General features: G+C 51.3%; 13 protein-coding genes. All 13 read right to left on the reverse strand.

All coding sequences use genetic code 11. The annotated features are described in order from the left end of the window. Nucleotides 1-91: 91 nt before the first annotated feature. A complete protein-coding gene (gene rplS / locus KKH67_02250) occupies nucleotides 92-472 on the reverse strand; it encodes a 50S ribosomal protein L19 (GenBank protein MBU1317996.1) in 381 nt (126 codons plus the stop codon). Between the two features lie 25 nt (nucleotides 473-497). Then, complete coding sequence (trmD, locus tag KKH67_02255) at nucleotides 498-1,241, reverse strand: tRNA (guanosine(37)-N1)-methyltransferase TrmD (protein ID MBU1317997.1); 744 nt, start codon at nucleotides 1,239-1,241, stop codon at nucleotides 498-500. Then, a complete protein-coding gene (gene rimM, locus KKH67_02260; protein ID MBU1317998.1) occupies nucleotides 1,241-1,756 on the reverse strand; it encodes a ribosome maturation factor RimM in 516 nt (171 codons plus the stop codon). Before rimM ends, trmD begins: the two co-directional genes overlap by 1 nt. After that, nucleotides 1,757-1,987, reverse strand: coding sequence for a KH domain-containing protein (locus KKH67_02265; protein ID MBU1317999.1), 231 nt, complete (start codon nucleotides 1,985-1,987; stop codon nucleotides 1,757-1,759). Nucleotides 1,988-2,005: 18 nt separating this feature from the next. Beyond that, the gene (gene rpsP / locus KKH67_02270) at nucleotides 2,006-2,521 is read right to left on the reverse strand and encodes a 30S ribosomal protein S16 (protein MBU1318000.1); all 516 of its coding nucleotides are present in this window, start codon (nucleotides 2,519-2,521) and stop codon (nucleotides 2,006-2,008) included. Nucleotides 2,522-2,534: 13 nt separating this feature from the next. Then, nucleotides 2,535-3,854: a signal recognition particle protein gene (gene ffh, locus KKH67_02275; protein ID MBU1318001.1), complete on the reverse strand. Its 1,320-nt coding sequence runs from the start codon at nucleotides 3,852-3,854 to the stop codon at nucleotides 2,535-2,537. Nucleotides 3,855-3,949: 95 nt separating this feature from the next. Next, nucleotides 3,950-4,609 (reverse strand): ribulose-phosphate 3-epimerase, encoded by a 660-nt coding sequence (rpe, locus tag KKH67_02280; protein ID MBU1318002.1) that lies wholly within the window; start codon nucleotides 4,607-4,609, stop codon nucleotides 3,950-3,952. Beyond that, complete coding sequence (locus KKH67_02285; protein ID MBU1318003.1) at nucleotides 4,609-5,382, reverse strand: PASTA domain-containing protein; 774 nt, start codon at nucleotides 5,380-5,382, stop codon at nucleotides 4,609-4,611. Before KKH67_02285 ends, rpe begins: the two co-directional genes overlap by 1 nt. Continuing rightward, entirely contained in the window at nucleotides 5,382-6,734 is a 1,353-nt protein-coding gene (gene rsmB / locus KKH67_02290; protein MBU1318004.1) for a 16S rRNA (cytosine(967)-C(5))-methyltransferase RsmB, read from the reverse strand. The genes KKH67_02285 and rsmB overlap by 1 nt, the downstream gene beginning before the upstream one ends. Before the next feature lie 50 nt (nucleotides 6,735-6,784). Next, nucleotides 6,785-9,334 carry a TIGR03960 family B12-binding radical SAM protein gene (locus KKH67_02295; protein MBU1318005.1) on the reverse strand — a complete coding sequence of 850 codons (2,550 nt, stop codon included), beginning with the start codon at nucleotides 9,332-9,334 and terminating at the stop codon, nucleotides 6,785-6,787. A 93-nt stretch (nucleotides 9,335-9,427) separates the two neighbouring features. Beyond that, nucleotides 9,428-9,619, reverse strand: coding sequence for a hypothetical protein (locus KKH67_02300; protein MBU1318006.1), 192 nt, complete (start codon nucleotides 9,617-9,619; stop codon nucleotides 9,428-9,430). A 115-nt stretch (nucleotides 9,620-9,734) separates the two neighbouring features. Continuing rightward, a complete protein-coding gene (locus KKH67_02305) occupies nucleotides 9,735-10,262 on the reverse strand; it encodes a 2'-5' RNA ligase family protein (protein MBU1318007.1) in 528 nt (175 codons plus the stop codon). Between the two features lie 37 nt (nucleotides 10,263-10,299). Further along, nucleotides 10,300-12,103 (reverse strand): excinuclease ABC subunit UvrB (uvrB, locus tag KKH67_02310; GenBank protein MBU1318008.1); only part of this gene is annotated, 1,804 nt, incomplete at its 5' end.

The following is a 12,103-nucleotide window of genomic DNA, read 5'->3' on the forward strand; positions in this document are numbered from 1 at the left end:
TTTCTACGGGAGATTCATCGGTAGTGCGATTCCAATAGGAAAGCCGCATCCGATGGATGCGGCCTCTTGTCTGTCAGATTCAGCTTACGAGCTATTCGCTTTCTTTCTGCTCTTTCAGCTTCTTGCGATCGACTTTCTTCTCTTCAATTCGGCTCTGCTTGCCAACAAGGTTGCGCAGATAGTAGAGCTTGGCACGTCTGACTTTGCCCTGTCGAAGTCTTTCGATTTTGGGGACGTTCGGTGAGTGAAGGGGGAAGATTCTCTCGACGCCTATTCCAGAGGACATTTTCCAGACGGTGAATGTGGCGCCCGTTCCGGCTCCACGTCTACCGATGACTGTTCCCTGGAATACCTGGATGCGCTCCTTTTCGCCCTCACGGATCTTCACATGTACTTTGACAGTGTCACCGGGGCCAAATTGCACTTCCTGTTTGGTGAGATTATCCGCTTCTACTTTCGAGATCAGGTTCATGTTCATGGAGCACCTCCTGCTATCTTTACTCTGATACTCTCGTACTCAAGTCGCTTATGATTTGTCTATCTTCATTTGTCAAATCGGCCGTATCCAGCATTTCCGGACGGTTCTTCAGTGTTTTTTCCAACGATTTTGTTCGGCGAAACTTTCTAATATTCTCATGGTGTCCCGACACAAGAACTTCGGGCACCTCTAATCCGTTAAACTCCTGCGGCCGCGTGTACTCGGGATGTCCGAGCAACCCTGATGTGAAACTGTCTGTTTCGGCTGCCTCAAATTTGCTCATGTAGCCGGGCAGAAGTCTCGCTGTGGCCTCGACCATCACCAGCGCTGCGAATTCCCCGCCTGTCAGTACATAATCGCCTATCGAGAATTCCTCAACGTCGAACAGGCTCATCACGCGCTCGTCGATGCCTTTATATCTTCCGCAGACTACAATCAAGTGCTTCTCCAGGCTCAATTCTTCAGCGGTTCTTTGCTCGAATCTCTTCCCTGATGCAGACGTGACAATAATCCTGTGAGATAGGTCTGAATGTCTCTCTATGCACGATTTAATTCCGCGATAGACTGGCTCGACTTTCATAACCATCCCGGGACCACCTCCAAATGGTGCGTCATCCACGGTGCTGTGTTTGTCGTCGGTGAAATCGCGAAGGTCATGGATATTGATCGACAGGAGTTCTTCCTCGACCGCCTTTCCGAGCAGAGACTCAGAAAGGGCGGGGGAGACCATCTCTGGGAATATCGTTAATATGTCGATGACCATCACTCAAATTCCAGGCCTGTGAGAAGCTCAACCTCCATTCGTTTGTTCTTAAGGTCTACCTTCTTCACTATATCCCGGATCGCCGGGATCGATAACCTGCCTTTGTCTCCCTCAATCAGGTAAACGTCATTGGCAGGGTATTGATTTATTTCTACTATCTTTCCGAGTTGCTCTCCTGAAGTCGTAAACACCTCTACTCCGATCAGATCAAACAGATAATAGTTGCCTTCCTCCAGCTCCGGGAGTTCCGTGGTCTCGGTCAGCAGGTATCCGCCTTTAAGCTGATCGGCTCGGTTCTTGTCGTCTACTCCTTCCAGCTTGATAAGCCATCCTTTCGGCGTGGCTGTACAACTCTCTATACGAAATCGTATTCTTCGGTCTCTGACTTCTACTAAAGTCTCTCTGAGAGCTTTGAATCTCTCAGGGTTATCGGTCAAGTTTTCTACGGCGACTACACCACTCACTCCGTGTGCGCGGCGGATGCAGCCGATAGCGACAAACTCAGGTCGGTCCATCTACTCAAGTATTTCCAATACAGCCCTCTTTCCCTGCTTGGCTGAAATGGCTGCGATAAGAGTTCGAATCGCCTTCGCGGTTTGTCCTTTTTTCCCGATAACCTTGCCCAAATCTCCCTGGGCAACGCGCAGTTCGTACACTGTGGTCTTGGAGCCAACAATCTCCGTCAGGCGAACGTCGTCCGGATTGTCAACCAGTGCGCGTACGATATTCACGATGAACTCGTTCACAGTAGTGCTCCTTCCGGATTAAGAGTTGTCGGTTTCGCCAGGTTCCTTGGTTGAAGGCTCCTCCGTTGTCTCCGGCGCAGCTTCTTTAGTTGGTTCTTCCGTGATCTCGGTGGTCGCGGCTTTCGCGGTCGGTTCTTTCGTGATCACTGTAGTCGCAACTTCCTCAGCCGGTTCTTCCTTGATCTCTGTAGCCGCGGCTTTCGCCTTCAGACTTCTCTTCTTGCGTTCACGAATGGTATTCTTGATCTCAATGTCGTCACCAGACTCACCCGCTCTTACCTTCTCCCACTTGTCGAGAAGTTTGATCTGTTTGAACAGGCTTGTGACAGTCTCAGACATCTGAGCGCCGTTCTTCAGCCACTTGAAGACCTTCTCAGGTTCCACGTTGATTTTCGCCGGCTTTTCCATCGGGTTGTAGTAGCCGAGAGTCTCTAGAAAGCGCCCGTCACGCGCATATCTCGAGTCGGCAGCGACGAAGCGATAGAACGGTCGCTTCTTTGAACCCATCCGTCTCAGTCGAATACGTACGGCCAATTAGGATTCCTCCTTACATCTTGAACATTCCCTTGGCGAGATCATTCATCTGTCCACGGGATATTTTCTTCAGCATCTTCTGCATCTGCGTAAATTGTTTCAATATGCGATTGACATCCGCCAGATCATTGCCCGATCCGAGCGCAATGCGTCTGCGCCTCGAACCATCGATTATATTAGGTTTCAATCTCTCTTCACGCGTCATCGATTGTATCATCGCCTCGATTCTAACGAGCGCGTGATCATCGACTTCAATATTTTTCATGGCCTTGCCCATGCCCGGAATCATTGAGAGAATCGATTCGAGCGAGCCCATTTTCTTCAACTGCTGCAGCTGGCCATAGAAGTCATCAAACGTAAATGCCTCTTTCTGAAGCTTCTTCTGGAGCTTCTCGGCTTCGCGCATGTCGACGACATCCTGTGCCTTTTCGACAAGGCTCAGAACATCTCCCATACCGAGTATCCTGGAAGCCAAACGGTCCGGGTGGAATACCTCGAGATCCGACAGTTTTTCACCGACGCCGATCATCTTAATCGGTTTGCCGGTTACAGCTTTGATCGACAGTGCCGCGCCGCCGCGTGCGTCGCCGTCCATCTTCGACAAGATGACACCTGTCAGATCGAGACGACCATCAAACTCCGAGGCGATATTCACTGCATCCTGGCCGGTCATCGCGTCTGCTATAAGCAACAGCTCATCAGGCTCGACAGCTTTCTTGATCTCTTCGAGTTCGATCATAAGCTTGTCATCGATATGTAGTCGTCCCGCGGTGTCTATTATTACTACGTCATGGTTGCCTGCGCGAGCTTCGACCAATGAATCTCTTGAGATCGAAACCGGATCTTTGTCCACATGAAACACCGGCATATTGATGCTCTTGCCGAGCACTTTCAACTGATCGACAGCCGCCGGTCTGTATATGTCTGCTGCTACCAGCAGGGGGGATTTGCTCTTCTTGCGATAATCGAGTGCAAGTTTGCCGCACATGGTCGTCTTGCCCGAGCCTTGAAGCCCTACAATCATGATCACGGTCGGCGGAGATGATGAGATTATTAGACTACTGGATGCAGATCCGAGAACCTGGACCAGCTCTTCATGGATAATCTTTATGACCTGCTGACCGGGCGTTATCGACTGAAGCACTCCTTCGCCGAGCGATTTCTCTCTGACGCTCGCGATGAAGTCCTTGGCAACCTTGTAGTTGACATCAGCCTCAAGAAATGCCCGTCTGACCTCTTTCAATGCAGACGAGATATTGGCCTCTGTCAGTTTCCCGTGGCCTTTAAGCTTCTTGAAGATTCCTTCAAGTTTGTATGTCAAATCATCGAACATATTCCATCCCAAAAATATAGAACCGCTAAATATAGCAAATAAACCTAATCTGGCAACTGAATTCTATCATCAGCCTGACTGGACTGATTTTGCTTTCAGTGAGGGGCGGTCACTTCCTTGATGCGGCGCGCGAATTCTCCGTAGTCTCCTGATCGGTAGAATGATGAGCCGGTGATGAGGATCTCGGCTCCTGCCGATGCCACACGCGGCGCGGTCTTCAGGTCTATTCCGCCATCAATTGCTATTTCGCACTTAAGTCCTTGACCATCAATGTATTGCCGTGCTCTGTTGACTTTCTTCACCGAATCGGGAATGAATCTCTGTCCGGCAAAACCGGGATGTACTGACATAATAAGCAGCCAATCAGCATGTTCCAGGTATGGCTCGACCACTTCCACCGGTGTGTTCGGTGAAACGGTGATTCCCGATTTGATGCCGAGGCTTCGGATTGTCTCCAGCATCTTCTCGGGATGCTCGACAGCTTCGTAATGGATCGTCAGGTAATCTGCTCCTGCCGCAGCATATATCTCGAGATACTCACCGGGATTCGAGATCATCAAATGCACGTCAAGTGGTATGTCCGTCTCGCTGTTGATGTACTTCACGAGTTCCGGTCCAAACGTCAGGTTAGGCACGAAATGACCATCCATGATGTCAAGGTGGATGTAGTCGACTCCGGCGGCGGCAGTTTTCTGAATTTCGTCCTGCAGATGGCCGAAATCTGCGGCGAGTATCGACGGTGATAACTTAATCATCAATCTGTCACCGAGACTTTGAGTTCAATCGACGAGCCAAGCTCGACTTTGCTCCCCTCACGCAATGACTGCCAGATTACTGTGTTGGGCAGAAGGTCTGTCATGACCGCGCGGTCTATCCCGGATATATTCAGGCCCAAAGAATCGACAGTCTTTTCAGCCTCCGACAGGACGGTTCCGACAAGCTGGGGGACAGCTACTATGGTCGTCTGAGAACCACGATTGAAGAAAAGATTCACTGACGTTGATTTCGGAACGAGGGATCCTGCGGCGGGGATTGAGTAGACCGTTACGTTGATAGGTAGAGAATCGCTTGCCGCCCATCCTACGCCGCCAAGTTCAAGCCCGGCTTCCCTCAGCTTCAATTCGCTTTGCCGCTGGGAGAACCCAACCATATTCGGGACAGTTGCCATCTCACGTCCGGCAGACTTCATCACCTTGACCCTCCGTCCCTCCTTTACCTTTGTTCCACCCGGAGGTGTCTGGGTCATCACCGTTCCTTCGGGGAGGCTTGGGCTTGGCTCCTCTCCGGCAATCTCAAGTTCGGCACCCACCTTTTCAAGCGCGGTGGTAGCTTCAGTAAGACTCATGCCGACAACATCCGGAAGCGCGACTTCGGAGCCGTGCCGGGTGACCCACGGCATAACAACTGCGTCCGTCAAGAGAAACAGCAGAACAAGCAGCAGAACCGGGAAGAGGAAGTATACCACCAGTGGAAACCAGATAGTCTTCCTCGGAATGAATCTCAAGAAGTACTTTTTCTCGGATTCCATTATCCATTCTTCCTCACTCTAAAGGCAAACATGCCTTCCATCGTGCCCGCGCACGGAGGAATGAGCATGCAACCCTGACTTTGCACAAACTGATGATATTGAAAACCAGTCGGGACATCAAGATTAAAGTTGGGATGCTTCTCCATGAACTCTTCGAAAACCTGGACAGTCTCTGCCGCAGTCAAAGTGCAAACACTGTACACGATAACGCCATCTTTGGCGACCAATCGCGCTGCGCTGTCCAGCAACTCAGACTGAATTCGGCTCAGCTTCGCGATATTCCCCCGGTTCTGCGTGTACTTGATCTCCGGGTGTTTAGCAATTGTGCCAACTCCGCTGCAGGGGGCGTCCAGCAGGACTGCGTCGAATTGCTCTCCAGCGTATGATCTTGCGTCAGCACACTCGCTGCTTATCGAATCCAGGCCGAGCCTGACGAAGTTCTTTCTCATTGAATCAAACCTTGATTTGTCAACTTCAAGCGCAGTGATGTTTGCCGGGTGTCCGCATATTATTGCGAGCGTTGCTGCTTTCCCACCCGGTGCCGCGCACATGTCGAGTATACGAGTATCAGGACCAGGGGGAAGCAACTCGGCAACGATTCCGGAGGAGACATTCTGGACAAAGCAGCGACCGCTTTCGAGCTCCTTCAGATCAGAAAGGTCCGCATCGTTGGAAAGCATGTAGTAGTCATCGTGGAACTCTGAATGAGAATATGATATTCCCTGTTGGTCAAGTGCCTGCTCGAATTCGCGGTTTGATATTCTGAGTCTATTGATGCGGAGTGTTATGCTCAGTCTCCGGATGAAGGCCTCCAGATAGCTTATCGCAACATCTCTACCGCAATCATTGATTAGCGTCTCCACCAGCCATTTCGACTGCGCGTATTTCACGGAGAGCATGTCGACCGCGGCACCTGAGGGCAGGAGATCATTCCAGTCTTTCGAAACCGATGCGACATTGCGTAGAACCGCATTCATGAATCCTGTCAAACCGTCGGTTAGAAGTTTGCGCGTGAGATTGACAGTCTCATTTATCGCTGCCGATGTTGGGACTCTCGATTCCGGCATCAACTGGAATGCTCCGAGCCGCAGCAGATTCAATTTCTGCCGGTTTCGAAGCGATTTCCGGTTGCTCACGAATTTTCCTATAATATAGTCGAGCTGCTCGCGGAATCTGACCACACCGTAGACAAGATTCGACACGAATGCCCTGTCGCGCGCTGAGAAATCCTCCCGAATCATTCGGGATTCTATAAGTTCAGGCAGGGGAGAAGGCGCTCTGTCAAAATCGCACAGAATCTCGACCGCAGCAAGGCGCACCGGGTCGAATTCAGTTTTGGTGGTCGGTTTCATAGGTTATCAGGTTAGGCAAAAGCCGGAGGAATGGCAAGCCAAAAGGCGGGCTATGGAATCTCAAAAGGTGTGAGGCGTTTGTCCTCGATTTGGATCAGGAGTTCTGTGCGCTTGATGGCAAGTTGCGCTATCTCCTCTTCGGTCAGGCCAAATCCATGCTGAAGAACCTCTGCTGGTCGAGCAAAGGTGAGCGTTCCGAAACCGCATGTCATTTCAAGAAGCGTGGTGCCGTTGCTCCCACGCAGATTCAATTCGAGTATGCCCGGTCGAATGTCGATTTCCAATACATCAGTCTTGGTCTTTCTGCTGACAACAAGACTCTCCATTGTGAGCGTCTGATCCCGCCTTTCGGCTGCAGTCTCGCTGCTCATCGGCAATTCGATTTCGTAAACTGACACATTGATTCTCGAAGATAGCGATTGGCTCTTGCCGAAGAGCGGCTTGGTTTGACTTATGTAAAAGCCGTTCGGAAGAACCGCGTTGAGCCTGTCGAACATTTCCGTGTTGTAAGGTGCCTCTAACTGCACATCGAAGTACTCAGCATCCGAGGCATAACCAAGCGTGAGAGGCGGTCCAAATGCGATTTTCTGATGTGGATGGAATCCCTGACTGTACGCGACCGCGATATTCCCTCGCCGCAACGCCCTTTCGAATACTCGCGTGTTGTCGAGATGGGACAGAAACCGAACATCGGCACTCTTGCTCCATTTCACTCTAACTCTGCTGTTCGGCACCTGCAAGCCAGTCTGGACTTTGACGCGCTTGCTGCGCCTGCCAAATTCGACAGAAGAATCTGGCTGCTCCGGTTTTAGTGTCACGGCCGTGGATTGATCGGCTGTCTCCGAATCATCTACTGTTATTTCTCTTGATCGTAGAGCTTCACGCTTAAGAGACTCCTTCTTGATTCCTTTCGATATGTGATCCCAGGGTAATGGTGCATCGAATGGGATTTCTCGATGATAATCCTTCATGCTGAGCTCGCAGGCCTCGTAGGCGCTGAGCCAGAGTTCATATTTGAAATGCTCGCTCCATGCATCGAGTCGAGCGCCGTTTCTGTATGCATGCTCGATCACATCAGCCACCCGTCGATCACCGCGACCGAGAGCAGATTCCAACAGAGTCACCTCGGGGCTGCGGAACTTCACATTGACACTTCGGGGCGACATCTTTGAGATATATTTCTGCTTCTCAAGTATTTCGTCGTATCCAGCCTGTTTCTCCCATTGCCATGGAGTGTGCGCCTTTGGGCAGAAGGGGGAAGTTGTCACATTTATCGTCTTCCTGCCGGGACGACACTGGATCATGCGCGCAACCTTCTTCAAAAGCGCTCCAATTCCGTCGAGATCCTCGTCTGTTTCGGTCGGCAAACCGACCATGAAATAGAGTTTCAGCAACTGATAGTCATTGTCAAACGCCACATTCACAGCCTCGAGAAACTCTTCCTCAGGTACCGGCTTGTTGATGACTTTTCTAAGTCTGTCCGTACCGGCTTCGGGCGCAAGCGTCAATCCAGCCTTCCTGGATGCAGACAATTTCCTGGCGAGGCTCGGCGACAGGCCATTCGGTCTCAGCGAAGGCAGTGAGAGCGTAACACGATGTTCTTGCAGAATCGGCGTCAGCGCAGTGACGACATTCTCGAGTTCGGGATAGTCGGATGACGATAGTGAGAGCAGAGTCAGATCGGAGAATCCCGTCGCTGCCAGCGACTTTGTCGCCTGATCGATTATGTCTACAGGCTTGCGGTCCCTTCTCGGCCGATAGATCACTCCCGCCTGACAGAAGCGGCATGCCCGGCCGCAGCCACGCATGATCTCCACCGATAGACGATCATGCGTTATCTCGACGAACGGTACGATCGGTTTTGTCGGATAATAGTCCGGCTTCAACTCGTCTACCTTGCGGGCATAGACTATGTCCGGCGCGCTCTCGTCAAGTTTATCGAGCTTTGCGAACCTGCCGGAATCATATTCAGCTCTATAATATGACGGAATGTACACACCGCCGATTTTCGACAGACGGGCGATCTTTTCGTCGCGAGAAACATCTTGCGAATCCCTCAGTGCGTCGACAATCTCAACAACAGCGTCTTCACCATCACCGAGAAATACGGCGTCGGCGAACTCTGCGAGCGGCTCAGGATTGAAAGTACAGGAGCCGCCGAGCATCACAATTGGATCATCATCGCCGCGATCTTTGGAGCGCAACGGTATATCGGCGAGATCGAGAATGGTGAGAATGTTGGTGCTGCAGAGTTCATAGGCCACTGTGAATCCGAGCAGATCGAATTCACGAAGGGATGTCCGGGACTCGATCGAGAAGAGGGGGATTCCTGTCGACTTGAGACGATCTTCTGCGTCCGGTGCGGGTGCGAATACTCTCTCGGCTACTGCATAGTCGAGGCTATTGATTCGGTGATAGAGGATCTGCAGTCCCATGTGAGACATGCCGATCTCGTATAGATCGGGGAATGCCAGTGCCACACGAACACGTCCGACATGATCTTTATGATGACTGTTGAGCTCGTTGCCTACGTATCTGCCCGGCTTCATAACCAGCGGCAAAAATTCGTGCTCTATCCTGTCGGAGAGTTTAGAGTCCATTCTGTAGAGAGATACCCCTCAGGCTCCTGAAAAAGAAAAAACCAAGAGCGCGTGAACCCTCTTGGTTCTTTAGAGAAAGTCTTGTGTCCAATCTTAGGCCGATAGAATCTTCTCGTTGCACTTGCAGATCCCTACAAGGCGCGAGCGCATTCTAAAAGACTTGCCGTTCGCCGTAGGTTCCGGGCTTACTACGAGTGTATGAGCAACCGGCTGATTGCAAGTCGGACACATTGTGATATCTTTCTTCTTGCTCGCTTTATCTGCGAAAGATTGTCTTTTTGCCATACCTATCTCCTCTCAGTTCGGGCTTAATATATACTAACGCCAATTTCTGTCAACTGTTTCTTTGCGGCCTTTCTTTCCAATGGTCGTGCAGAAGCAGACCAGTTCTCGCGTGGTGTTACTGGTGTGTAAGCTCCACGTTACCGACACAATCGATTCCACCCTCCTCATAAAGCGCGATGTCAATCGATGAAATCGTGCCTTCCACAGCGAACTCCTTATCATTCAATCTGTTCGCAAGATTCACGCATTCTTGCGGATTCGGCGAGTTTCCGACGGTAACATGCGGAATGTATGGCATATCGAGCCTCTGGTTGCCCTCAAGGATGCCAGTATAGAGCCTGTCGTGCAACCTTGCTATTTTGCTGTGTCCTTCCTCCGGGACAAGCAGTACGAAAGTAAGGGCTTCTGACTTGTCGGTGACGATTACAGTACTTCTCAGGACGAATCTTATGATATGTGTCTTTCTCGCTATATTGCCTACATGGTCAGTGAAGTCATCCTGAGATATGCCTTCCGTACCGAACACAAGTGTGAAATGCGGCCGAACAATACTATAGTTTTTCTCGTGCGCTTCTCGGACATTTTCGATCCATGCAAAATCTTCGGGTGTCAACTCCGGGTAGCTCAGTGCAATCAGACTCATGTGGATGTTCCTCTGGTTCGGTAACAGAGTAATGACATCAGAGGGATCGTTTTATGCTCGATTTCTTGCTCTTCGAGAATTTCAGAATCTCATCTCTAAAGAACGCCGCTTTCTCGAAATCGAGATTCTCGGCAGCGGACGCCATAGCCTGCTTCAGGAACGCGACTTTCTCACTCACCGGCATCTCTGAAAAGAAATCGGGCAGCAACTCCTTCGATTCATCGACAGTCTTCGAATCGGCAAATGCGGTCGCCTTCATGATATCTTCGCGGGTTTTATGAATCGTCTGCGGGACGATATTGTGCTTCTCGTTATATTCGACCTGGATCTTTCGACGGCGGTTGGTCTCGTCGATTGCTCTTTTCATCGAATCAGTCATCTTGTCGGCGTACATGAGCACTTCGCCGCCTGCGTTTCTGGCTGCTCGCCCCGATACCTGAATCAGACTTCTCTCCGATCGAAGGAATCCCTCCTTGTCGGCATCGAGAATCGCGACGAGCGATACCTCAGGCAGGTCGAGGCCTTCACGAAGGAGGTTGATGCCGACGAGCACATCGAACTCCGCGAGCCGCAAATTGCGTATGAGTTCGGTTCTGTCGATGGCGTCGATTTCGGAATGCAGGTATCTTACCCTGATTCCAATTTTGGAGAGATAATCGGCAAGATCCTCAGCCATTCGTTTGGTGAGGGTTGTTACGAGCACACGTTCTTTCTTCACGACTCGCTTGCGTATCTCTTCGAGGAGATCGTCAACCTGCGTCGCGAGTGGGCGCACTTCGATGCTGGGATCGATCAGACCAGTCGGACGAATAACCTGCTCGACTACTACACCCTCGCATTTCGCGAGCTCATAATCGGCAGGCGTAGCAGAGACATAGACCACCTGGTTCACCATAGATTCGAATTCGTCGAAGTACAACGGTCGGTTGTCGAGCGCCGACGGCAGCCGGAAACCATGTTCGACCAGAACCTGCTTGCGAGATCGATCCCCCGCAAACATGCCGCGTACCTGCGGAACCGACTGGTGCGACTCGTCGATAATGAGCAGGTAGTCTTTCGGAAAGAAATCCATCAGCGTAGACGGCCTCTCACCCGGCTTGCGTCCGGAGAGATGCCGCGAGTAGTTTTCGATACCGCTGCAATATCCGATTTCGCGCAGCATCTCGATGTCATAAGTCGTGCGTGATTCGAGTCGCTGCGCCTCGAGCAGCTTGTCTAACCCACGGAAAACTTCAAGCTGTCCCTTCAACTCGGCCTCTATGCCGGTGATGGCGTCGCGGAGACGATCCTCGCTGGTCAGAAAATGTTTGGCTGGATAGATTGCGATACGTTCGCGTTCGCCCTTAACCTTGCCGGTCAGGGGATCGATCACGGTGATCTTCTCGATATCATCGCCGAAAAACTCGATACGGAGAGCTTCGGTTTCGTAGGCGGGGAAGACCTCTACGGTATCGCCGCGCACTCTGAACATGCCGCGCACGAATTCATAGTCGTTGCGCGAATAGTGCACCTCGACAAGTTGCCGCAGGAGCTGGTCGCGGTCGAGCTCCTTGCCGGTCTCGACAAATATCAACTGGCGCTTGTATTCATCCGGCGAACCGATTCCATAGATGCATGACACCGATGCGACAATGATGACGTCTTCGCGTTCGAGCAGCGAGGATGTCGCTCGCAGGCGCAGGCGGTCGATATCGTCGTTGATAGATGTATCTTTTTCGATATATGTGTCGGTCGTTGGCATATAGGCTTCCGGCTGATAGTAATCGTAGAAGCTGATGAAAAATTCGACGGCGTTTTCGGGGAAATAGGCTTTCAGTTCGCCGAAGAGTTGCGCCGCCAAT

The sequence above is a fragment of the Candidatus Zixiibacteriota bacterium genome, from assembly GCA_018820315.1.
Taxonomy (GTDB): domain Bacteria; phylum Zixibacteria; class MSB-5A5; order JAABVY01; family JAHJOQ01; genus JAHJOQ01.

What these genes read in the sequence shown, in the direction of transcription:
- rpe (MBU1318002.1), bottom strand. Translation starts at nt 4,609, where the DNA reads ATGATTAAGTTATCACCGTCGATACTCGCCGCAGATTTCGGCCATCTG.
- rplS (MBU1317996.1), bottom strand. Translation starts at nt 472, where the DNA reads ATGAACCTGATCTCGAAAGTAGAAGCGGATAATCTCACCAAACAGGAA.
- KKH67_02295 (MBU1318005.1), bottom strand. Translation starts at nt 9,334, where the DNA reads ATGGACTCTAAACTCTCCGACAGGATAGAGCACGAATTTTTGCCGCTG.
- rsmB (MBU1318004.1), bottom strand. Translation starts at nt 6,734, where the DNA reads ATGAAACCGACCACCAAAACTGAATTCGACCCGGTGCGCCTTGCTGCG.
- trmD (MBU1317997.1), bottom strand. Translation starts at nt 1,241, where the DNA reads ATGGTCATCGACATATTAACGATATTCCCAGAGATGGTCTCCCCCGCC.
- ffh (MBU1318001.1), bottom strand. Translation starts at nt 3,854, where the DNA reads ATGTTCGATGATTTGACATACAAACTTGAAGGAATCTTCAAGAAGCTT.
- rimM (MBU1317998.1), bottom strand. Translation starts at nt 1,756, where the DNA reads ATGGACCGACCTGAGTTTGTCGCTATCGGCTGCATCCGCCGCGCACAC.
- KKH67_02305 (MBU1318007.1), bottom strand. Translation starts at nt 10,262, where the DNA reads ATGAGTCTGATTGCACTGAGCTACCCGGAGTTGACACCCGAAGATTTT.
- KKH67_02285 (MBU1318003.1), bottom strand. Translation starts at nt 5,382, where the DNA reads ATGGAATCCGAGAAAAAGTACTTCTTGAGATTCATTCCGAGGAAGACT.
- KKH67_02300 (MBU1318006.1), bottom strand. Translation starts at nt 9,619, where the DNA reads ATGGCAAAAAGACAATCTTTCGCAGATAAAGCGAGCAAGAAGAAAGAT.